Annotated in this window: 20 protein-coding genes and 1 pseudogene; 17 read left to right on the top strand and 4 right to left on the bottom strand. The window is 66.8% G+C overall.

Features of this window, described 5'->3' with window-relative positions:
* Window positions 1-13: 13 nt before the first annotated feature.
* Window positions 14-1,207 carry a tyrosine-type recombinase/integrase gene (locus LGN19_RS04200; RefSeq protein ID WP_226213342.1) on the bottom strand — a complete coding sequence of 398 codons (1,194 nt, stop codon included), beginning with the start codon at window positions 1,205-1,207 and terminating at the stop codon, window positions 14-16.
* Between the two features lie 83 nt (window positions 1,208-1,290).
* On the opposite strand from LGN19_RS04200, the gene LGN19_RS04195 reads away from it, so the two are divergent.
* A complete protein-coding gene (locus LGN19_RS04195; RefSeq protein ID WP_226213341.1) occupies window positions 1,291-1,524 on the top strand; it encodes a hypothetical protein in 234 nt (77 codons plus the stop codon).
* Window positions 1,525-1,593: 69 nt separating this feature from the next.
* On the top strand, window positions 1,594-1,974 hold the full coding sequence (locus LGN19_RS04190) for a DUF4377 domain-containing protein (RefSeq protein WP_226213340.1): 381 nt from the start codon (window positions 1,594-1,596) through the stop codon (window positions 1,972-1,974).
* A 9-nt stretch (window positions 1,975-1,983) separates the two neighbouring features.
* On the opposite strand, the gene LGN19_RS04185 is transcribed toward LGN19_RS04190, so the two are convergent.
* Window positions 1,984-3,372, bottom strand: coding sequence for a DHA2 family efflux MFS transporter permease subunit (locus LGN19_RS04185; protein WP_226213339.1), 1,389 nt, complete (start codon window positions 3,370-3,372; stop codon window positions 1,984-1,986).
* A 158-nt stretch (window positions 3,373-3,530) separates the two neighbouring features.
* Here LGN19_RS04185 and LGN19_RS04180 point away from each other — a divergent pair, with 158 nt between their 5' ends.
* Window positions 3,531-4,391, top strand: coding sequence for a LysR family transcriptional regulator (locus tag LGN19_RS04180; RefSeq protein ID WP_174961484.1), 861 nt, complete (start codon window positions 3,531-3,533; stop codon window positions 4,389-4,391).
* Window positions 4,392-4,476: 85 nt separating this feature from the next.
* Here LGN19_RS04180 and LGN19_RS04175 read toward each other — a convergent pair whose 3' ends face one another.
* Window positions 4,477-4,827 (bottom strand): VOC family protein, encoded by a 351-nt coding sequence (locus tag LGN19_RS04175; RefSeq protein ID WP_011355015.1) that lies wholly within the window; start codon window positions 4,825-4,827, stop codon window positions 4,477-4,479.
* Between the two features lie 258 nt (window positions 4,828-5,085).
* On the opposite strand from LGN19_RS04175, the gene LGN19_RS04170 reads away from it, so the two are divergent.
* The 7 genes from LGN19_RS04170 (at window position 5,086) to LGN19_RS04140 (ending at window position 13,366) form a co-directional block, all read left to right on the top strand.
* Window positions 5,086-6,225, top strand: coding sequence for an LLM class flavin-dependent oxidoreductase (locus LGN19_RS04170; protein WP_039350902.1), 1,140 nt, complete (start codon window positions 5,086-5,088; stop codon window positions 6,223-6,225).
* 163 nt (window positions 6,226-6,388) lie between these two features.
* Complete coding sequence (locus LGN19_RS04165; protein WP_226213338.1) at window positions 6,389-7,582, top strand: acyl-CoA dehydrogenase family protein; 1,194 nt, start codon at window positions 6,389-6,391, stop codon at window positions 7,580-7,582.
* 10 nt (window positions 7,583-7,592) lie between these two features.
* The gene (locus LGN19_RS04160; protein ID WP_226213337.1) at window positions 7,593-9,350 is read left to right on the top strand and encodes an FAD-dependent oxidoreductase; all 1,758 of its coding nucleotides are present in this window, start codon (window positions 7,593-7,595) and stop codon (window positions 9,348-9,350) included.
* Window positions 9,350-9,868, top strand: coding sequence for a flavin reductase family protein (locus tag LGN19_RS04155; RefSeq protein ID WP_122949524.1), 519 nt, complete (start codon window positions 9,350-9,352; stop codon window positions 9,866-9,868). The genes LGN19_RS04160 and LGN19_RS04155 overlap by 1 nt, the downstream gene beginning before the upstream one ends.
* 15 nt (window positions 9,869-9,883) lie before the next feature.
* Window positions 9,884-10,933 (top strand): ferredoxin--NADP reductase, encoded by a 1,050-nt coding sequence (locus LGN19_RS04150; RefSeq protein ID WP_226213336.1) that lies wholly within the window; start codon window positions 9,884-9,886, stop codon window positions 10,931-10,933.
* A gap of 40 nt (window positions 10,934-10,973) precedes the next feature.
* Window positions 10,974-12,560 (top strand): FadD3 family acyl-CoA ligase, encoded by a 1,587-nt coding sequence (locus LGN19_RS04145; RefSeq protein WP_319000617.1) that lies wholly within the window; start codon window positions 10,974-10,976, stop codon window positions 12,558-12,560.
* 32 nt (window positions 12,561-12,592) lie between these two features.
* On the top strand, window positions 12,593-13,366 hold the full coding sequence (locus LGN19_RS04140; RefSeq protein WP_226213334.1) for an SDR family NAD(P)-dependent oxidoreductase: 774 nt from the start codon (window positions 12,593-12,595) through the stop codon (window positions 13,364-13,366).
* A gap of 54 nt (window positions 13,367-13,420) precedes the next feature.
* Here LGN19_RS04140 and LGN19_RS04135 read toward each other — a convergent pair whose 3' ends face one another.
* The gene (locus LGN19_RS04135; protein ID WP_174961474.1) at window positions 13,421-14,131 is read right to left on the bottom strand and encodes a lysozyme inhibitor LprI family protein; all 711 of its coding nucleotides are present in this window, start codon (window positions 14,129-14,131) and stop codon (window positions 13,421-13,423) included.
* A 476-nt stretch (window positions 14,132-14,607) separates the two neighbouring features.
* Here LGN19_RS04135 and LGN19_RS04130 point away from each other — a divergent pair, with 476 nt between their 5' ends.
* The 7 genes and pseudogenes from LGN19_RS04130 (at window position 14,608) to LGN19_RS04100 (ending at window position 20,660) form a co-directional block, all read left to right on the top strand.
* A complete protein-coding gene (locus LGN19_RS04130) occupies window positions 14,608-14,802 on the top strand; it encodes a hypothetical protein (RefSeq protein ID WP_226213332.1) in 195 nt (64 codons plus the stop codon).
* Window positions 14,803-15,160: 358 nt separating this feature from the next.
* Complete coding sequence (locus tag LGN19_RS04125) at window positions 15,161-15,814, top strand: hypothetical protein (protein ID WP_122947168.1); 654 nt, start codon at window positions 15,161-15,163, stop codon at window positions 15,812-15,814.
* 126 nt (window positions 15,815-15,940) lie between these two features.
* A complete protein-coding gene (locus LGN19_RS04120) occupies window positions 15,941-16,546 on the top strand; it encodes a hypothetical protein (RefSeq protein ID WP_226213331.1) in 606 nt (201 codons plus the stop codon).
* A gap of 161 nt (window positions 16,547-16,707) precedes the next feature.
* A complete protein-coding gene (locus LGN19_RS04115) occupies window positions 16,708-18,264 on the top strand; it encodes a glycoside hydrolase family 55 protein (protein WP_226213330.1) in 1,557 nt (518 codons plus the stop codon).
* Window positions 18,265-18,302: 38 nt separating this feature from the next.
* Window positions 18,303-18,440 (top strand): annotated as a pseudogene (locus LGN19_RS04110) (VapC toxin family PIN domain ribonuclease); the annotation flags it as partial.
* 135 nt (window positions 18,441-18,575) lie between these two features.
* The gene (locus LGN19_RS04105) at window positions 18,576-19,412 is read left to right on the top strand and encodes an FkbM family methyltransferase (RefSeq protein WP_226213329.1); all 837 of its coding nucleotides are present in this window, start codon (window positions 18,576-18,578) and stop codon (window positions 19,410-19,412) included.
* A 351-nt stretch (window positions 19,413-19,763) separates the two neighbouring features.
* Window positions 19,764-20,660, top strand: coding sequence for a VOC family protein (locus tag LGN19_RS04100; RefSeq protein ID WP_226213328.1), 897 nt, complete (start codon window positions 19,764-19,766; stop codon window positions 20,658-20,660).
* Window position 20,661 lies beyond the last annotated feature (1 nt).

Genomic DNA, 20,661 nt, shown 5'->3' with positions numbered 1-20,661 from the left:
GACCGGTGCGCGCCTACCACCCGATCCGGTGCTTCTCCTCCGTCTCGCGATGCCGCCAGTCGTCATCCGCGTGCAGGTACTGGCTCGTCGTCGTGAGCGACACGTGGCCGAGGTTGTCGCGCACGAGCCGCAGGTCGACGCGGCCGTCGGCCATGTGCGAGCCCGCGCTGTGGCGCAGCCAGTGCGCGGACGCCTGTTCGAGCACGCGCGCCTGCTGCTCGCCGGCTTCGCCGTTCGCGCGCAACCGGTCGGCCGCGTGCCGGAACACCTGCTTCACGATCCGGTGCAGCGCCGCGCGCGTGAGCGGCTTGCGCGTCTGGCCGACCGGTAGCACGAGCGGCGTGGTCTCGCCGTCGGACGGCAACGTGGGCAAGCCATGCGCATGCCGGTAGCGCGACAGCTCGGCCATCATTTCGTCGGTGGCCGGCACGAGCCGCTGCCGGCCGCCTTTACCCGTCACGTCGAGCCACCAGCGATCGCGCCCGTCCGCGTCGCGCCGGCAGAAGAACTGGCCCATCGTCGTGTCGGCCGCTTCGGTGATGCGCAGCCCGCCGAGATACAGCAGCGTAAACAGCCAGCGCGCACGATCCGCATGGAAACTCGTCCGCGCGTCGTCGCGCGGCATCGCGGCGATCGCGTCCTTGACCGACTGCCACAACGGCTGCCCGAGATGGCGCGTGACGCGCGGCGCGGGCCGGCGCTGTCGCTGCCGCGACAACGCGAGCGGATTGCCGGCCAGGTAGCCGGCCTGCACGAGCCACGAGAACATCACGTTCAGGATCACCAGCGCCTGCCGCTGGCTGGCTGCCGACAGCGGCCCGTAGAACGGCCGCCAGCGCGGATCGTCGCGCGGATGCTTGCGCCCGCCGTTCGCGCACCACAGGTCGGCCGGAGCGGGAGCGAGCAGGAACTGCCGGTAGACGATCAGATCCTCGTGCGTGAGCGACGACAGCGGCTTGCCGCATGCGATCACGGCCCACAGCAGCAGGCGTTCGGCTTCCTTGCGATAGTTCTGGAACGTGGTCGGCGTATCGACGAAACGGGCGAGCCAGGCGCGCACCGCGTCGAGGTCGTTGGTCGCGGCAATCTGCGGATGCGCGCTGTTCGAGCGGTTGGTGCCCGTGCGTCCGTCGAGCGCGGCCGGCACGGCGAGTGCATCGATCGGCAGCGGGCGCAGCGCGGTGTCGGACGGAACGGGTGAGGTCATGCGAAGCGGGGTGCGCCGCGTGGATCGTACGCAGGGAGCCGGGCGGACGAACGCAGCGCGATCAGGCATATCGGGAAGCGCCGATGGTACACGATCGCCACACAGTGAATCTGCCGGCAGCGATCGCTTCGCTCAGCCGACGGTATGCCGTTCGGCAACGTCCCGACGCGCATCGCCTGTCGCGTGATGCCGATCAGCGAAAGAGCCGCTGCATGGGCGACCCGCTGGCGGCGACGCACGCGGCCGAACCGGAACACGGTAACGCGACGACTCGCAAGCGACATCCGGCGAGCGAGGGGGAGATCGATGATCTGTAAGCTTTTTGTGAACTTTCTCGTCGCACCGGCCGTCTAAACGGCCCTCCAACGCTTCCTGAGGACCATCAGATGATTCGCCCATCCAGAACGCTGCTCGGCGCGGCCGTCATTGCCGGCAGCACGCTCCTCGCCGGATGCCAGACCGACGCAGTCGCGACGTCGCCGAACGCCGTGCGCCCGGCCGACAGCAGGCCGGTGACCAAGACTGTCTATGTCGCACCGCAATCCGCGCGCTGCACGGGCGTCGCGCCGATGGAGTGCCTGCAGGTGCGCAACAGCCCGAACGAGCCGTGGAGCCTGTGGTACGCGGGCATTGAAGGCTTCGCGTACCAGCCCGGTTACCTGTACACGCTCCAAATCGACGAATACCGCGTCGCGCAGCCGCCGGCCGACGGCTCGTCGATTCGCTGGGTGCTCAAGCGCGTCGTCGAGCGCCGCCAGGTGAACTGACAGGGGCGTTCACGCGGACGGCCGCGCCGCCACACTGGCCGGCGGCGCGGCCGTATCGATCCGCCGGAACACGACGGACGACAGCAGCGTCACCACGCCCATGCACGCGAACGACAGCATGAATCCGTGCGCCATCGAGCCCCGATAGGCGGCAAACAGGTTGACGAGGCCGCCGCCGATCGACACGCCGAGCCCCATCGCCAGCATCTGCATCATCGTGAACAGGCTGTTGCCGCTGCCGGCGTCGGCATGCGACAGCCCCTTGAGCGTCACGCCGTTCATCGCCGCGAACTGCATCGAGTTCGCGGCACCGAACACGATCAGCAGCACGCCTTCCAGCAGCGGCGCGGGCCGCGCCGACACCAGCGCGAACCCCGCGATCGCGCACCCGACGATCCCCGTGTTCACGACCAGAAATGCCGCGTAGCCGAAGCGTTTCACGAGCGGTGCGATCCAGCGTTTCGCGATGACGCCCGCGATCGCGGCCGGCAGCATCATCAGCCCCGACTGCAGCGGCGTATAGCCGAGCTGCACCTGCATCAGCAGCGGCAGCATGAACGGCACCGAGCTCGTGCCGATCCGGCACAGCAGGTTGCCGAGCAGCCCCGAACCGAAGTTCGGCTCGCGGAACAGCCCGAGCCGGAACAGCGGCTGCGCGCGGCGTCGCGCGTGCGGCAGGTAGGCAAGTGCGCTCGCCAGCCCGAGCGCGGCGAGCCCGGCTGCCCACGCGGCGCGATGCGCGGGCATCGGCGGATCGATCGCGAGCGACAGCGCGATCATCGCGACCGACAGCAACGCAACGCCGACGAAGTCGAACGGCGGCGGCTGTTGCGCCTGGTCGTGCGGCAGGTAGCGCTGCACGGCGAGGAAGCCGACCACGCCGACCGGCACGTTGACGATGAACACCCAGTGCCACGAAATCGCCTGCGTGAGCCAGCCGCCGAGCGTCGGCCCGACGATCGGGCCGAGCTGGCCGGCGATCGACACGAACGCGATCGCCGCGACGTACTGTTCGCCCGGCACGCGGCGCAGCACGGCGAGCCGCCCGATCGGCAACAGCATCGAGCCGCCGATGCCCTGCAGCGCGCGCGCGGCGACGAGCTGGCCGAGCGTATGCGATGCCGCGCACCCGATCGACGCGAGCACGAACACGAGAATCGCGAGCGAGAACACGCGGCGCGTGCCGAACCGGTCGGCCAGCCAGCCGGACGCCGGCGTGAGCATTGCCATCGTCAGCGTATAGACGACCACGACGGGCTGCATCGCGAGCGGCGATGCACGCAGGCTATGGGCGATCGAAGGCAGGGCGGTGTTGACGATCGTCGTGTCGAGCGACTGCATGAAGAATGCAGCGGCGACGATCCAGAGCAGCGCAGAGTGTGTGGGTTCCCGGGACATGGCGAAATCGGTGGTGCAAAGGCCGGCGCGGGTAGCGCCTTTACGCGGTCGCGCGGCGCCTGCCGGTCTTCGAGCGCACGATGGTACCGATTCCGATGGTCATCGGGAAGCCGCCTCAAGACGTTGACTGTCATCGGCAATGCCGATGACAATGCGGGATGCTCAATCCCGTCTGGCTCAACACGTTCGCGACCGTCACGAACTGCCGCAGCTTCACCGAAGCGGGCCGGCAGCTCGGGCTCAACCAGTCGAGCGTCAGCGAACACATCCGTCGTCTCGAAGAGAGCGTCGGCCGGCGGCTGTTCGTGCGCGACACGCATTCGATCGCGATGACGGCCGACGGCGAGGCGCTGCTCGTGCATGCGAACGTGATCCTGCAGGCGCTGAACCGCGCGGAATCGCAGTTCCGCAAGCCGAGGCTGAAAGGGCTGGTGCGGCTCGGCGCGCCGGACGACCTCGCGCTCGTCGCGTTGCCGGACGTACTCGCCGGGTTTCGCGCCGCGCACCCGGACGTCGCGCTGGAGATCACCACCGGCATGACGAGCCGGCTCTACGAAGGGCTGGACGCGGGCGCGCTCGACCTGATGATCGGCAAGCGGCGGCTCGGCGAGCGGCGCGGCACGCCGCTGTTGCGCACGCGGCTCGAATGGGTCGCGCGGCCCGGCACGGTCGTCGATCCGGAGCGGCCGCTGCCGCTCGTGCTGGTCGCCGAGCCGAGCGTGACGCGCGCGATCGTCCTGAACGCGCTCGCGGAGAAGGGGATCGGCTGGGAAGTCGTGTGTTCGAGCAGCAGCCAGCCGGGCTGCATCGCGGCCGCGCGCGCGGGGCTCGGCCTGACCGCGACGTCGCACTATTTGTCGACGCGCGGGCTTGCGCCGCTGGTCAACGGCGACGCGCTGCCCGTGCTGCCCGACATCGAATTCATCGCACTGGCCGCGAAGCGGCTCAGCCAGCCGGCGCGCACGCTGCTCGAATTGCTGGAAGCGAGCGACCTGCGCGCGCCGGGCACGGCCGCCTGACGGGGCTGACGCGGCTGACGGGGCGACGCACGGCGCCACGCGCCGGCGCCCGCGAAGCCCGCCGGGCCGCGTGCCGCCGTGTGCGTCATGCGGCCCGTTTCTGCGAAATCACGAGCAGCGCGCCGTTCTTGTCCTCCAGCACCGCGCGGTATTCGTGCGGCCCGGCCTGCACGGGCACGCGCACCGATGCGCCGGCCTTCACGACCCGCGCCATCGCCGCATAAAGATCGTCGTCCTCGTCGACGCGCAGCGTCAGCGCCGCGCGCTCGACGATCTGCTCGTCGCCCGCAACCAGCGCGATCGTCAGCGGGCCGCCGTCGAGCGCGCAATAGCGGTCGCCGTCGCGGAACTTCACGTTCAGGCCGAGCCCGTCGACGAACAGCGGCAATGCCGTGTCGATGTCGTCGACCGGATACAGCAGCATCGATACCTTCATTCCCTCTCTCCCTTGTCGTTGGCCGGCGCACGCCATGCGCCGCCGTTCGATGCTAGCGCGCGGTTCGCCGCGTCACGCAGTCCGATCGGATGACGGTGAAACCCCTCTGTCCCCGCAGGCGTGCCGGTACTCCGAACAGACGATGCTCGCGCCCGTCCGCGCGCCGACACTCCCATTCGTGGACCGTCGCGCTTCGTCCGTATCGTGCGGGCGGGCTGCACGACCCCGACTCGTCCAACAACCATGGAGACGCACGCAATGAAGTTTTCCCTCATCTACGAAGCCCAGACCACCGACGCATCGCGCGAGGGCGACCACCGGGTATTCAAGGAGACGGTCGAACAGGCGCTGCTCGCCGAGCAGGTCGGCTTCGACACGATCTGGTGCGTGGAGCACACGTCGCTGACCAACTATGCGCACATGAGCGCGCCGGAAACCTTCCTTGCGTACCTGGCCGGCCGCACGACGCGCATCGGCCTCGGCCACGGTGTCGTGTGCCTGCCGCCGGCGATGAACCACCCGATCAAGGTCGCCGAGCGCGTCGCGCTGCTCGACATCCTGTCCGGCGGCCGCGTGCACTTCGGCGTCGGCAAGGGCGGCAGCCAGCAGGAAGCCGGCGCGTTCGGCTACGACCTCAATGAACTGCAGCCGATGATCGACGAATCGATGTACCTCGTGCCGAAGATGTTCGTGCAGGACGAGATCGAGCACGACGGCAAGTACATCAAGATTCCGAAGCGCCCGATCCACCCGAAGCCGTTCCAGGATCCGCATCCGCCGATGTACCTCGCGTGCACCAACACCGATGCGCTGCTGCGTGCCGGCCAGCGCGGGATGGGCGCGCTGGTGCTCGGTTTCGGCGGCCCCGACGAAGTCGCGAAGAAGAACGCCGTGTACCGCGAAGCGTGGGCGAACCGCAAGCCGGAAGACCAGGTCGGCTTCCGCCCGACCCAGCACCTTGCGGCGCTGTGCCCGACGGTCGTGATGGCCGACGGCCAGGCCGCGCGCAAGATCGGCATCCGCGGCCAGCGCTACTTCATGGAATCGCTCGCGTACTGGTACACGGGCGGCGAGCGTCCGGACCCGGCGAAGTGGGGCGACGACCTCGTGCAGGCCGACACCGGCGAGATGGTGATCCGTTCGCGCTTTGCATCGGAGGAAGTCGTCGTGAACTTCGCCGACCCGGCGCTCGCGATGATGAACCCGAACCACGCGTACGGCACGGTGGACGACTGCATCGGCTATGTCGGCCGCCTGCAGGAAGCCGGCGTCGATGAAGTGCTGTTCCTGTGCCAGATGGGCACGGTGCCGCACGACGCGCAGATGGAGACGATCCGCAACATCGGCGAGCACGTGATCCCGTTCTTCAACAAGGAGAAGGAGCGCGCCTGCGCGTGATGCACCGGGCCGCGCCCGTCGTCCGGTCGGACGATGCGGCGCGGCGGCGCGAAGCCGACCATCGACGATGGCGAGCATCGCCCGCGGCCAGGCCGCGCCGAACAACTTTGAACGAGAGCGGGGCACGCGCCGCGGCGCATCACCCGCTTCACAGGAGACATTCGTGCATCGCGACAACGATTCGAACGCACTGGCCGCCACGCTGATCGCCCGGGCCGAGGCGCTGGCGCCGACGCTCGCCGGCCGCGCCGCGCAGGCGGAAGCGCAGGGCCGCATCCCGGCCGAGACGATCGCCGACATGCAGGCCGCCGGCTTCTTCAAGGTGCTGCAGCCAAAACGCTACGGCGGCTACGAGCTCGATCCGCAGGCCTTCTTCGACATCCAGATGGCGCTCGCGCGCGGCTGTATGTCGACCGCATGGGTGTACGGCGTCGTCGGCGTGCACAACTGGCAGCTCGCGCTGTTCGACGAACGCGCGCAGCAGGACGTGTGGGGCAAGGACCCGGCGACGCTGATCGCGTCGACCTACATGCCGGTCGGCCGCGTGACGCCGGTCGATGGCGGCTTCCGCCTGTCGGGCCACTGGAAATTCTCGAGCGGCAGCGAACTGTGCGAATGGGTGTTCCTCGGCGCGCTGGTGCCGCCGGCCGAAGCCGGCCAGCCGCCCGAATACCGCACCTTCCTGCTGCCGAAAGCCGACTACCGGATCCAGCAGGACTGGGACGTGCTCGGCCTGCGCGCGACCGGCAGCCACGACGTCGTCGTCGACGACGTGTTCGTGCCCGTGTACCGCACGCACAAGGCGATCGACGGAATGATGGGCACGAGCCCCGGCCTGGCCGTGAACGACGCGCCGCTGTTCAAGCTGCCGTTCGCGCAGATCTTCGTGCGCGCGGTGTGCACGTCGTGCATCGGCGCGCTGCAGGGGGCGCTGGACGATTTCACCGGCTATGCGGCCACGCGCGTGTCGGCCAACAGCGGCGCGAAGACGACCGACGATCCGGGCGCGCAGAACGCGTGCGCGAACGCGGCCGTCGCGATCGACGAGATGCAGGTGCTGCTCAAGCGCAATTTCGCGGAGCTGATGGCGTCGGTCACGGGCGGCCCGGCCGTGTCGATCGAGCGCCGCGTGCATTTCCGCTACCAGTCGGCACAGGTCGCCGAGCGCTGCGCGCAGGCCGCGAACGCGCTGCTGCGCTACGCGGGCGGCAACGGCATCTATCACCGCAATCCGCTGGTGCGCCGCTTCCTCGACCTGCATGCGGCCCGCGCGCACTACGCGAACAACGTCGACCGCTTCGGCCAGAACCTCGGCGCCGTGATGCTCGGTCGCGAGAACACCGACTTCTTCATCTGACGAGGCCGCGATGAACGACCCGCAAGCACAGCAATACGTGTTCGACGTGGTGGTGGTCGGTTCGGGCGCCGGCGCGCTGCTTGCCGCGTGCCGCGCGGCCGACCGTGGCCTGTCCGTCGTCGTGATCGAGAAGACGGCGCTGTACGGCGGCACGTCGGCCGTGTCGGGCGGCGGCATCTGGGTGCCGTGCAACCACCATATCGGCGAACTGGGCGCGACCGATTCGCGCGAGGCCGCGCGCGGCTACATCGAAGCGTGCGTGGCCGGCGAATCGACGCCCGAAAAGATCGACACGTATCTCGACCGCGCGCCGGAGATGCTGCGCTACCTGGAATCGAAGACGCCGGTGCGTTACCAGTCGCTGCCGAAGTACGCGGACTATTTCCAGAAGGTGCCGGGCGCGATGCCGGGCTACCGTGCGCTCGATCCGCTGCCGTTCGACGGCGGGCTGCTCGGCGACGAGTTCGACCGGCTGCGGCCGCCGTCGCCGGGCACGCTGATCGGCGGGCGTGTCGCGGTGACGTCGAAGGAAGCGCACACGCTGTTCTCGCGCGGGCCCGGCTTCATGAAACTCGCGATCGCGCAGTTCGGCCGCTACTGGCTCGATCTCGGGATGCGCCGCCGCACGCGGCGCGACCGGCGCCTGACGCTCGGCAATGCGCTGATCGGCGGGCTGCGCCGCGCGCTGCTCGACCGCAACGTGCCCGTGTGGCTCGAGACGCCGATGCGCGACCTGCTCGACGTGGACGGCCGCGTGACGGGCGTGCGCGCGCAGCGCTTCGGGCAGCCCGTGACGATCGCCGCGCGACGCGGCGTGATCCTTGGCGCGGGCGGCTTCGAGCGCAACCAGCCGATGCGCGAGCGTTACCTGCCGCAGCCGACGCAGGCGCAGTGGAGCGCGACGCCGCCGGCCAACACCGGCGACGCGATCGCCGAAGGCCACCGGCTCGGCGGCGCGCTCGCACTGATGGAGCATGTGTGGGGCGCGCCGACGGTTGGCGTCGCCGGCGAGGAGAAGCAGCGCGCGCTGTTCGTCGAGCGCAACCTGCCGGGCTGCGTGATCGTCAACAGCCTCGGCAAGCGCTTCGTCAACGAAGCCGCGCCGTATTCCGAATTCGTGCCGGCGATGTATCGCGACCATGCGCGCACCGGCGCGAGCGTGCCGGCGTGGATGGTGTTCGACGCACGGTTTCGCCGCAAGTATCCGTGCGGGCCGATCATGCCGGCGTCGATGATGCCCGATGCGCGGATTCCGGCCGCGTTCCGCGACGTGATCGTGAAGGCCGACACGATCGACGCGCTGGCCGCGCGCATCGGCGTCGACGCCGCCGGCCTGCACGACACGCTGCGCGACATCGCGCGCTATGCGGCAACCGGGATCGACGAAGCGTTCGGCAAGGGCGACAACCTGTTCGACACGTACTACGGCGATCCACAGAACACGCCGAACCCGTGCCTCGGGCCGGTCGACCAAGCGCCGTTCTACGCGGTGAGGATCGACGCGGGCGACATCGGCACGAAGGGCGGGCTCGTCACCGACGTTCACGCCCGCGTGCTGCGCGCCGACGGCGAGCCGATCGACGGCCTCTATGCGATCGGCAACACCAGTGCATCGATGATGGGCGCGAGCTACCCCGGCGCGGGCTCGACGCTCGGTCCGGCGATGACCTTCGGGTATCTCGCCGCCGACCATCTGGCTGCTCGCGCAGCCGACGCCGGCGGCCGGCCCGCCCGGCCATCCACGACTGAACTTGACGGAGTCCAATGATGAGCGATCTCACCACCCATCCGCTGCGCACCGACATGCTGCTCGCGATGCGCCGCCTCGCGCGCTCCGTCACGGTCATCAGCAGCGCGCACGACGGCCGGCGCTACTCGATGTCCGCGACGGCGGTCGATTCGCTGTCGACCGATCCGCCGTCGCTGCTGATCTGCATCAACCGCAGCGCGTCGCTGTATCCGCCGCTCGACGCGGGCGCCGGGTTCTGCGTGAACGTGTTGTCCGCGGCCCACGAAGGCATCGCGATCGACTGCAGCGGCCGCCTGAAGGGCGAGGCGCGCTTCACGACCGGCGACTGGCACACGTCGGCGCACGGCGTGCCGTATCTGCGTGACGCGCAGGCGAACCTCGTGTGCGAGCAGGACGGCCGCTTCGAATACGGCACGCATACGGTGTTCATCGGCCGCATTCGCGAGGTGCTGATGAGCGGCGACGTCGATCCGCTTGTCTATCTCGACGGTGCGTACACGACGCCCGGCGCGCCGCTGGCCCGTGCGGCCGCGTGACGTGAGGAGCCGGCCATGAGCGATTCGCGCTTCCATCGGCTGACCGTAGCCGACGTGATTGCCGAAAGCGACGACGCGTGCTCGTTCGTGTTCGACGTGCCGGCCGCGTTGCGCGACGCATTTGCGTACCGGCCCGGTCAGTTCCTGACGTTGAACGTGCCATGTACGGATGCGACGGTCACGCGCTGCTATTCGCTGTCGAGCGCGCCCGGCATCGACGCCGCGCCGAAGATCACCGTCAAGCGCGTTCGCGACGGCCGCGCGTCGAACTGGCTGTGCGACCGCGTGAAGGCGGGCGACGCGCTCGACGTGCTGCCGCCGGCCGGCGTGTTCACGCCACGCACGCTCGACGGCGACCTGCTGCTGTTCGCGGGCGGCAGCGGCATCACGCCCGTGCTGTCGATCCTGAAATCGGCGCTCGTGCACGGACGCGGGATGCTGACGCTGATCTACGCGAACCGCGACGAACGCTCGGTGATTTTCCGCAGCGAGTTGCAGCAGCTTGCGCAACGCCATCCGGGCCGCGTGCGCGTGATCCACTGGCTCGACAGCGTGCAGGGCATCCCGCAGCAGCGCCATTTCGAGGAACTCGCGCGGCCGTTCAGCCAGCAGGAGACGTTCATCTGCGGGCCCGCGCTGTTCATGGAGAACGCGCTGGCCGCGATGCTCGGCCTCGGGCTGCCGCGTGCGCGCGTGCACGTCGAGCGGTTCGCGTCGCTGCCCGATACGCCGGCGCAGGCCGCTGATACGGCGGCGTCGAGCACAGCAGCGGCGGTTGTGTCCGGCGACGGCGCGGCGATCGAGACGGTGCTCGACGGAGACGCATTCGCGTTCGACAGCGCGCCCGGCGAAACGCTGCTCGATGCGATGTTGCGTGCGGGCGTGCCGGCGCCGAATTCCTGCCGGATGGGGCAATGCGGCGCGTGCATGTGCCGGATCGAGCGCGGCGAGGTCGCGCTCGACAGCAACCACGTGCTCGACGACGAAGAGATCGCGGCCGGCTGGACGCTCGCCTGTTGCGCACGGCCCGCGAGCGACGCGCTGCGCGTGGTGTTTCCCGACTGAGCCGTCGCGCGCCGGCGGCGCGCACGGCCACCTGATGCCTATGACGATGGACAACGAAATCCTGACCACGCCCGCGCTGATCGCACGGGCAGCCGCGCGCCACGGCGCGCATCCGGCGATCGAGTCGGCGCATGGCCGGCTGACTTACGCGGAACTCGACGCGGCCCGTCTCGACGCGGCCCGCGCGCTGCTCGCGAGCGGCATCGCGGCCGGCGACCGCATCGCGGTGTGGGCACCGAACCTGCCGCAATGGATCGTCGCGGCGCTGGCGATCCACACGGTCGGCGCGATCCTCGTGCCGGTCAATACGCGGATGAAGGGGATGGAGGTGGGCGGCATCCTGCACGACGGCGGCGCACGGCTGCTGTTCTGCTGCGGCACCTTCCTTGGCGAATCCTATCCGGCGATGCTCGCGCCGTATCGGCCCGCGACGCTCGAGCGTGTCGTCGTGTTCGACGGCGAGCCGCCGCCCGGCGGGTGCGACGAGACCTGGAGCGCGTTCCTCGCGCGCGGCGCCGAGGTGCCGCTGGCCGCGGTGCGCGAACGCGAGGCACGGGTGACGCCCGACACCGTGATGGACCTGATGTTCACGTCCGGCACGACGGGCCGCCCGAAGGGCGTGATGACCGCGCACGGCCAGAACCTGCGCGCGGCGCAGGCATGGGCGGCAATCGCCGGCGTGCGCGCCGACGACCGCTACCTGATCGTCAATCCGTTCTTCCACACGTTCGGCTACAAGGCCGGCTGGCTCGCCGCGCTGTCGAGCGGCGCGACCGTGCTGCCGCACCTCGTGTTCCAGCCGGCCGACGTGCTGCGGCGCGTCGCCGACGACCGCATCTCGGTGCTGCCCGGCCCGCCGACGCTGTACTACGCGCTGCTCGACGCACCCGATCGCGCGACGCGTGACCTGTCGTCGCTGCGGATCGCGGTCACGGGCGCGGCGGCAATCGCGCCGAGCCTGATCGAGCGAATGCGCGCGGAACTCGGCTTCGAGACGGTGCTCACCGGCTACGGGCTGACCGAATCGTGCGGTTTCGCGACGCTATGCCGCCAAGGCGACGATGCGGAGACGGTTGCCTATACGTCGGGCCGGCCGATGCCGGATGTCGAATTGCGCATCGCGGGGCCGGGCGGCGTGCCGCTCGGGCCGGACGAGACCGGCGAGATCTGGGTGCGCGGCTACAACGTGATGCGCGGTTACTTCAACCAGCCGGACGCGACGCGCGAGACCGTCGATGCCGATGGCTGGCTGCATACGGGCGATCTCGGCTGCGTCGATGCGAACGGCAACCTGAAGATCACCGACCGCATCAAGGACATGTTCATCGTCGGCGGCTTCAACTGCTATCCGGCCGAGATCGAGCGGCTGCTCGCCGCGCATCCGGCGATTGCGCAGGTTGCGCTGGTCGGCGTGCCCGATACGCGGCTCGGTGAAGTCGGGCACGCGTATGTCGTGCTGCGGCCGGACGCGCATGCCGACGCCGACGAACTGAACGACTGGGCGCGCCGCAACATGGCGAACTACAAGGTGCCGCGGCATTTCACGTTCGTCGAGCAACTGCCGACGAGCGCGGCCGGGAAGGTGCTGAAGTACCGCCTGCGGGCGGGAACCGAAGCGGCGGCCTGAGCGCCGCCGCGACACACGAACGGGATGAACGCATGAACGACAACGGGTTTCCGCAGGGCGCGGTGCTGGTGTTCGGCGGCAGTGGCGGGATCGGGCAGGGGGTTGCGCTCGAGTTTGCGCGTGCCGGCGTGCCGGTCGCGGTGGGTTATCGCAGCAAGGCCGACGTGGCCGAGCGCGTGGCGCGCGACATTCGCGGCGAAGGTGTCGCGGCCACCACGCACTGCGTGGACGTGACCGATCCCGCACAGGTCGACGCCGCGCTCGCGGCTGCAATCGGCGCGCATGGCCGCGTGCACACGATCGTCTGGGCGGCCGGGCCGCTCGTGAACCAGCGTCATATCGGCGACATGACGCACGACGACTGGCGCCGCGCGATCGACGTCGAGACGATCGGCTTCTTCGTGGCGGCGAAAGCCGTGCTGCCGCACTTCCGCGCGTCGGGCGGCGGCTCGTTCGTGACGCTCGGGTCCGCCGGGCACCTGCGCTGGCCCGACCGCGACGGGCTGTCGGTCGCGCCGAAGGCGGCGAACGAGGCGCTGGTCAAGGGGCTGGCACGCGAGGAGGGGCGTTACGACATTCGCGCGAATTCGATCCTGGTCGGCGTGATCGAGGCCGGGATGTTTCCGGTGCTGCTCGAACAGGGACAGTTCGACCAGGCGTGGATCGACGAGACGCAGAAGATGCTCGCGCTGAAGCGCTGGGGGAAGCCGCACGACGTCGGGCGGGCAGCGGTGTTCCTGGCGTCGGATCGGGCCAATTACATTACGGGGCAGCAGTTGAATGTTTCGGGCGGGTACGGGCTGTGACGGGGGACAAAAAGCCTGCTCGAATGAGCAGGCTTCAGCGTCGCTTGAGTCGTGTCAGTTGTCTTGAACGTTGACATCGCCGGTTTGAGCGATCTTCGTCAGAACGCGCTTCTGGTACGCGTACCACGATGTCAGACAGTCCTTGTCGCGACAATTCTTCTCGCGAAAATTCCACTGTTTGCGCGTCCGTTCGACAAAGGCAGTCTTGTCGATGACGGCATCTTTCGCCTGTTGGTACGTCGCGGCAAGATCCCGATCTGAAGCTGCAAGATCGGGATCGTGACAGATCAGAAATTCCGGAATGGATTTGGCTTTGGCACAGTCGAAACTTGTTTGTTGCAGCGGGGAAGCTGCGGCATCGCTTGCGGATTGATTTGACACCGGCGGAGCAGCAGGCAAGCTCGATTGTGTGGCTGACTCTTGAGGTTGGTTCAACGTTGCCGTGCGCTGACCATAGGGTGTCAGTTGCCCTGACATCGCGTCTTCGATCATCGCTCCGATTAGGGAATTGGGTACAACCCGTACGGTTTCAGTTTTAATAATCGAATCGCCGGCCATGGTTTGCGACTTGGCGAAATTGCACGGGGGCGAACAAGTAATGCGATTCGAAATATTCGGATTGTCTTCATCGACCAGGAGCAGAATATAGCTGCCATCCCTGAGGCCAACGTAGCGCATCATGACAAGCGCCTTCGTGGCTTTTCCTGATCTCACGTCATCTTCACTAAGCGCAGGCTCGTAACCATACGTGCCGTCTTGGCTCATTGCATAGTTGTGTGAAGGGGGCGGAGGCGCAGGGGCTACCACTGGAGGTGGTTGCTGTGGTGTGGAAGTATCGCTTGATGTGCTGGGACTCGTCGCTGACGACTGAGTGCTGTTGTCGGATTGTTTCGAATTGCAACCAGCGACAGTGGCTGCAACCAACAAAAGAATTGCGATGTGTTTCACTGTTCCCCCGCTAGACGATTTGTCTTATAAATTACCGATGGTTGGCGCGGATATTCGAGGTGAGATGCCTCGTCTGCAATTTTCCGGTGGCCGGATTGATTTATAAATCGGCTTGGTCTTGGTCGATGGATTGTACCAAGCAGCTCCGTTCGGGTGGTGATCTAGAAAGCCAATGAATCGGCGCGTCTCAGTCGCATTCAAATAAGAGATACTCGCCACCATCGGTATTCACCCTGTATTGCCACTCACGATCGCGCATCGGCTTCGCGCACGACCGGCACGAGGTCACATTCTTGCAACGCATTCTTCAATGCATTGCGCCGCATGCTCTTGAAGACAACGGCAACACACCTGCGCTGAAGGCCATCCCGCCTCGTTCGGCACGCATTGCGGCACCGATGCACGACATGTCGGATCGCGTGTCCCGGCATCGTCCGCCGAATAAGGATGCGCGCCTGAAACATTTCCTCCAATTACAACCCGCGTGAACGTCCGTGTTTTGCGGTGACGCTTGTCCCGCATCGGTTTGCGCCGCATGGCACGCGCTTTGCGGTTGACCCGGTGCCGCCGGTGCAAACGAAATGGGCAACAACGATGAACGCATCGTCGGCATGCAACGGCATCGAAACAAACGGGGAATCGGATCGGGCCGCGGGCGCCGCGTGGGGCGGCGTACATGCCGCGCATGTCGTATCGGTCATGCGCACGGGGCAACGCGTTCCCGATCCGTAGAACAGCAAGCGTGCTTGCAAGGTGTCGTGTCGGGGTTCGCATCACGCAGGACGGCGCAGGCCGCATGCGTTGGCGAGGCGCGCCCGGCACAAGTCGGGGGAGGCGCCCGTGAAAATGACGGTGAACCAATGGGCAGCGGTCGCGGTGATGTGGGCCGCGAGCGCGCACGCGCAGGAGATATACCTGCAAGGCGGCACACAGGGCGTCGGTATCGGCGCAGCCGTGAGCTTCAATTCGATACTGGGTGCGCATGCGGACTTCAATGCGATCGATCTTTCGCATGACTTCACGGTGGCCGGCAATCGCTATCAGGACGACCTGAAGCTGCGTCAGGGCGGCCTGTACGCGGACATCTTTCCGTGGCACGGCAGCGGCTTCCGGGCGACGCTCGGGATGCGCTTCAACGACGACGATATCCGCGGCGTATCGGTGCCGACCGACGGCACCTATGTGTTCGGCGGCAAGCGCTATCCGGCGATGCCGGGGATGTACGCGGTGGCGGAAGCGCGCTATCCGACCGTGATGCCGTACGTCGGGATCGGCTACGGGCATCGGCCGGCGTCGAAAGGGCTGGGATTCGTCGCCGATCTCGGCGTTGCGTACGGGATACCGAAGTGTTCGTACACGCTGTCGCCGGAACTGGCGGCCGCGGCCGGGCCGGCGAAGAGCCAGCTCCTGGTCTCGAGCGGGCTGGATTCGCTGCGGCAGGTGATGTCGCGCTATCGGTGGTACCCCGTTTTGCAGATCGGGATTTCGTATCGGTTCTGAGCGGTTGCGTTCCCGTTGCGTGTGTCGGGCGGGGGATGGCAGGCATCACCGAGACGGGCGGCACAACGGGGGCCGGCAACGGCGGCAACTGACGACCGTCGCGAGCGCGGCGCGCGGGGGCGGTGAATGCAGCCGCCCCGCAGCGGTTTGCGCGTGCCTTCACCGGATGGGGTGACCAGCCGATCGGCCGTCTTTCTACGGCCGGCACGGCGCTTCCGGTTCCGGCACCGGCCGGATCTTTTCCCTGGAGGCGATTCCACTACTGGGCAGGCCGTAACCATCGTTGACGCCGATTGGCTCAACCAGGTTCAAGAGACGCTGATCAGTATCCTGACGGCTGTCGGGGTAGCGCACGGCCAGGCGACTTGCAACCAGGTGTCGAGGGTGTTGAACACCTTGTTTGCCAGTGCGCGCTGGAATCATGACGGGCGTTTCCAGGTCGAGAGGGCAAGCCACGGGGATAGCAGCAACAATGCTGCATCGACGGCATATGTGCGGGGAGTGTTGGGAAACGATGTGGGCTTCTTTCCGTACAATTCAGCATTCCGGCAACTGATGGCGTCGCCGATCCGGAGATCTGATCTCGTTCTTCGGATCGCCCCTGGCGTGGTGACGCTTCCGCAAGGCACATCGATTCAGGCGCCGAGCGTGCGCATCGTGATCTATAACGGCAGCCTCGCGAATCCGGCCGTTGATGTTTTCGCCGGCGACGTCTGGCATGGCCGGGTATGAGCCAGCGAAGTGATCGGCCCAGGCGACTCGATCGAGATTGCCGGGTCAAACGGGCCACTCGCGGCATTGACTGAGCCGGTGAACATGGAAACAACCATTCAAGCAGTGCAGCGCGTCGTTTGGGCGGCACCGAGCGGCTCGCAACAAGGAGCAAAACCAGCATGACAATTCTCCGCACGAGGCTTTGCAGCATCACGGGCCTCCTGGTTGCAGCGGCCGTGTTCGATCCAGCGTATGCACAGGGTGTGCCTGGGCAAGTTCCTTCCGCCACCCAGCTCAACAGTGCACACCAGAATGCAGCAATTCAGGGTGGCGCGATCAACGGCGCGACGATCGGCAATTCGCGTCCGAGTTCTGGCGCGTTCACGTCGCTTGCTGCGTCGAGATCGAATCCGTCGCTGCTGTTCAACTTCGGTGGTGTGGGCGAAAGCGATCGCGCGTTGCAGGCGATTCTGCGGGAACAGAAAATTTCGGTGATCGCATTCGGTGCGGACCCGACCGGCACACGACCGAGCGCGACGGCGATTCAGAATGCGATCAACTACGCGTGTGCATCGCGGTCACAAAAGACCGTGTATGAGCCGCCGGGCACGTTTCTCTGGGATCACAACGTGACGATCAACTGCCCGGCCGTGAAGCTGGTCGGCGCGGGCGGCGGTGGATACAACGACAATGCGCCGACTATCAACGCGACGACGATCAATCGCTGGGTTGGCCCGAAGGGGGGCACTGCGCTGACGATCACCCCGTCCCGTGATCAGAAGACCGAAGACAACAGCGTCATGGGGATATTCTGGGATGGCAATAATTCCCGTGGCGGTATCGCTGTCAATCTGATTTCAGCCCGGTACGGGACTTACGACATTCGTGCAGCCCACTGGGCGACTGCCTTTGTGCAGACGGATATTTCGCCGGCGGCAACGGAGAACTCGGACGTCACCGGAAACATTTTCTACAATATTTCCGGGTATCAAACGCTTCCGACCGATGGGTCGGTGCTGATCACGCACAGTGCCTACGATCACAATGCCTGCTGGAATCACTTCTTCCTGATTCAAGCCGTTTATTTCAACTCGCCGGGTGTCGTGCTGAATGGAGACGACAGCGAACGGTTTGACGTGATCAATCTATACAACGCGAAGAATGGAACAGCGAAAGGGCTCGTGCTGAATGGCTCGAATTCGTCGCCGTATGCCAATACGCGTCACAACACGTTCTATCTGGTGGGCACGGGGGGCAGCCAGCACGGCAACCAGGGTGGGGTTTATTCGCAGGGGGTTGACGCGTCCGGTAAGCCGCTCGCTTATCCTGCGGTGGGAAACAATATCGTCTGGTACGACGCCGAGAACTCGCAAGCGATGCCGACGGTCGATCCCGGATCCACACTCTGGTGGAGTGAGGACAATGCGCCGGCCGGGATGAGGCAGTTCTATTTCACGAAGAGCCCACCCGGATATGTCCAGGTCGACAATTCAGGGAAGATCACGCAGGCCGGGCAGATCACGATCCCGGCGGGCGCGAAGAGTGGGTCATTCACATTCCCCACCTATCAAGGCAATACGACGGCGGGGTTTCCGCATGCCGTCGTCAGCGTCCAGGCTACGCCGACGACGGCTGCGGTTCCATTTTGGGTGTCGGCGACGAACAAGGCCGTGACGATCACGTCGGGATCGCCGGATGCGGCGCTCACGTTCTCTTTCAAGGTGGAGGGGTATTGAGCCGTGCGGAAGAAGATCCCTGCGGGTTTCGCGCTCGGCTGCGCGTACCCGATCCGACGCACGAACTCGACCAGCTGATCGCGGCCACCGCGCTGATCAACGATCTCACCGTGGTCACGCGCAACGTCGACGATTTCTCGCGCACCGGCGTGCGGTTGCTGAATCCGTTCGACTAGCCGCGCGGCGGTCATCGGCTGTCGTCCACCGCATGCAGGTGTTTCGCGAGACCGTCGAGCGGCCTGCCCGAACCGCTTCTTTTTACCCCGTATAATCGCGCGAAAACCAGACCAACCAAAACGAACGGGGACGCGATGACGCTCTACGCACAACAACGATGCCGATACGGCACGATGCTGTTCAATTCGAATGACGAATTTGTGGGGCGCAGCCTGGCGTTGTACGGCGAGTGGTCCGAGCCCGAGTCGTTCCTCTTCGCGCAAGTGGTCCGTGAAGGCGACACGGTCGTCGAGGCCGGTGCGAATCTCGGCTCGCACACGGTGATGCTGTCGCGAGCGGTCGGGGAGCGCGGCACCGTGTATGCGCTCGAGCCGCAGCGTCATACGTTCCAGTTGCTCTGTGCGAATCTCGCGCTGAACCAGCGCTTGAACGTCCGCGCGCTGCAGTGCGCGGTCGGCGATACGGAAGGCTCGGTGGCATTCCCGGTCTTCGATCCGCGTTCGCCGAACAACTTCGGCGCGTCGTCGCTGCTCGGCGCGAATCGCGACACCGAACCGGTCCCGCTGCGCACACTCGACTCGCTCGACTTGCCGCGGGTCGATTTCCTGAAGGCCGACGTCGAAGGTTTCGAGCCGAACCTGATCCGCGGCGCGCGCGACACACTCCGCCGGCATCGCCCGATCGTCTATCTGGAATACTTCAATCACTACACGGGTGACGGCTCGAAGGCGTTCCTCGAGTGCTTCGCGGCGCTTGATTACCGCGTCTGGTATTTCATTACGCCCGTGTTCAATCGCCTCAACTTCCTCGGCAATCCCGAGAACGTGTTCGACGGCATCTGGTCGTTCGACCTCGTGTGCATTCCGCGCGAACGCGGCGAAATGCATGGGCTCGTCGAAGTGACGCCTGACAACGAAGGCGTGTGCGTCGATCCGGATACGTGGCGGCGCGTGCGGTTCGCGCCGGCGTGAACCGTAGCGCGGGGATCCGGGCATTGCGCCACCGGCTCCCCGTGTCGACCGCCGGATGCGTATCGAATGCCGCACCGCTGCTGTGCGTGCGATGACCTTCCTGCCGCTGCGAATGCCCGGGGCAGACAGTCGCTGAACTGATCCCGTTTCCGGTTCGCAGGAATCCAGCCACGACCCGGCGGCAATCCGTCCGGGTTTTCCCGGCCCTCCCGCATGCCCGCGCCGTCCCGCCGGGCTTTCGCGAACGTCCCGTTCCCCGCTGCCTCTCGTCCCAACAGACGATGTGACGCCATCCCCGACCGGCCAGAATCCTTTCACGAACAACGGATTCTGAACGAGGAGGAGGCCGACATGATCGATGTCCGTGCACTCGGCTATGTGGTCGTCGAGGCGACCCGCGTCGACGCGTGGCGCCGCTATGCGGAAGACGTGCTGGGCATGCAGGCGATCGACGCGCCTGACGGCGCGTTGTACCTGAAGATGGACGAACGCGATTTCCGCTACGTGATCGTCCCCGGCCAGGCCGACCGCTATTTCGCGTCGGGCTGGGAACTGCCCGACGGCGCCGCGTTCGACGCCGCGCTGGCGGCGCTGCAGCGCGCGGGCATCGAGCCCGTGCGCGCCACGCGCGACGAAGCCGCGCTGCGCCGCGTGCAGGCGATGGCGTGGTGTAGCGATCCGTCGGGCAACCGCCACGAACTCTACTGGGGGCCGCGCTGCGACTTCCGCCGCTTCGTGTCGCCGCTCGGCGTCTCGCACTTCGTCACAGGCGACATGGGGCTCGGCCACGCGGTGCTGCCCGCGCCGCAGTTCGACGCGACCGACGCGTTCGTGCGCGGCGTGCTCGGCTTCGAGCTGTCCGACATCTACCGCGTGAAGTTCACGTCCGATCCGGCGGAACCCGAGAAACGCATCCACTTCATGCACTGCCGCAACGCGCGCCATCACAGCCTCGCGCTGTTCGAGATGGCCGTGCCGTCCGGCTGCGTGCACGTGATGGCCGAGGTCGACTCGATGGACGAGGTGGGCCGCGCGCTCGACCGCGTCGCCGCGCACGACGTGAAGCTGTCCGCGACGCTCGGGCGGCACTGCAACGACCAGATGATCTCGTTCTACATGAAGACCCCCGGCGGCTTCGATCTCGAATACGGCTTCGGCGGCCTCACGGTCGACTGGTCGCAGCACGCGGTGTTCGAGGCCACGAAGGTGAGCCAGTGGGGCCACGATTTCAGCATCGGATACCGGTAAG

Source organism: Burkholderia sp. AU30198 (assembly GCF_020419825.1).
Taxonomy (GTDB): domain Bacteria; phylum Pseudomonadota; class Gammaproteobacteria; order Burkholderiales; family Burkholderiaceae; genus Burkholderia.
The sequence above is the reverse complement of the archived record's forward strand: the minus strand, read 5'-3'. Positions and strand labels throughout refer to the sequence as shown.

Bases quoted from the DNA above. Each gene is read 5' to 3' on its own strand.
- LGN19_RS04160 (WP_226213337.1), top strand. From the start codon at position 7,593: ATGAACGACCCGCAAGCACAGCAATACGTGTTCGACGTGGTGGTGGTC.
- LGN19_RS04115 (WP_226213330.1), top strand. From the start codon at position 16,708: ATGACAATTCTCCGCACGAGGCTTTGCAGCATCACGGGCCTCCTGGTT.
- LGN19_RS04170 (WP_039350902.1), top strand. From the start codon at position 5,086: ATGAAGTTTTCCCTCATCTACGAAGCCCAGACCACCGACGCATCGCGC.
- LGN19_RS04185 (WP_226213339.1), bottom strand. From the start codon at position 3,372: ATGTCCCGGGAACCCACACACTCTGCGCTGCTCTGGATCGTCGCCGCT.
- LGN19_RS04120 (WP_226213331.1), top strand. From the start codon at position 15,941: ATGCAGCCGCCCCGCAGCGGTTTGCGCGTGCCTTCACCGGATGGGGTG.
- LGN19_RS04175 (WP_011355015.1), bottom strand. From the start codon at position 4,827: ATGAAGGTATCGATGCTGCTGTATCCGGTCGACGACATCGACACGGCA.
- LGN19_RS04145 (WP_319000617.1), top strand. From the start codon at position 10,974: ATGACGATGGACAACGAAATCCTGACCACGCCCGCGCTGATCGCACGG.
- LGN19_RS04150 (WP_226213336.1), top strand. From the start codon at position 9,884: ATGAGCGATTCGCGCTTCCATCGGCTGACCGTAGCCGACGTGATTGCC.
- LGN19_RS04105 (WP_226213329.1), top strand. From the start codon at position 18,576: ATGACGCTCTACGCACAACAACGATGCCGATACGGCACGATGCTGTTC.
- LGN19_RS04190 (WP_226213340.1), top strand. From the start codon at position 1,594: ATGATTCGCCCATCCAGAACGCTGCTCGGCGCGGCCGTCATTGCCGGC.
- LGN19_RS04125 (WP_122947168.1), top strand. From the start codon at position 15,161: ATGACGGTGAACCAATGGGCAGCGGTCGCGGTGATGTGGGCCGCGAGC.
- LGN19_RS04195 (WP_226213341.1), top strand. From the start codon at position 1,291: ATGGTACACGATCGCCACACAGTGAATCTGCCGGCAGCGATCGCTTCG.
- LGN19_RS04135 (WP_174961474.1), bottom strand. From the start codon at position 14,131: ATGAGCCAAGACGGCACGTATGGTTACGAGCCTGCGCTTAGTGAAGAT.
- LGN19_RS04180 (WP_174961484.1), top strand. From the start codon at position 3,531: ATGCTCAATCCCGTCTGGCTCAACACGTTCGCGACCGTCACGAACTGC.
- LGN19_RS04100 (WP_226213328.1), top strand. From the start codon at position 19,764: ATGATCGATGTCCGTGCACTCGGCTATGTGGTCGTCGAGGCGACCCGC.
- LGN19_RS04155 (WP_122949524.1), top strand. From the start codon at position 9,350: ATGAGCGATCTCACCACCCATCCGCTGCGCACCGACATGCTGCTCGCG.
- LGN19_RS04200 (WP_226213342.1), bottom strand. From the start codon at position 1,207: ATGACCTCACCCGTTCCGTCCGACACCGCGCTGCGCCCGCTGCCGATC.
- LGN19_RS04140 (WP_226213334.1), top strand. From the start codon at position 12,593: ATGAACGACAACGGGTTTCCGCAGGGCGCGGTGCTGGTGTTCGGCGGC.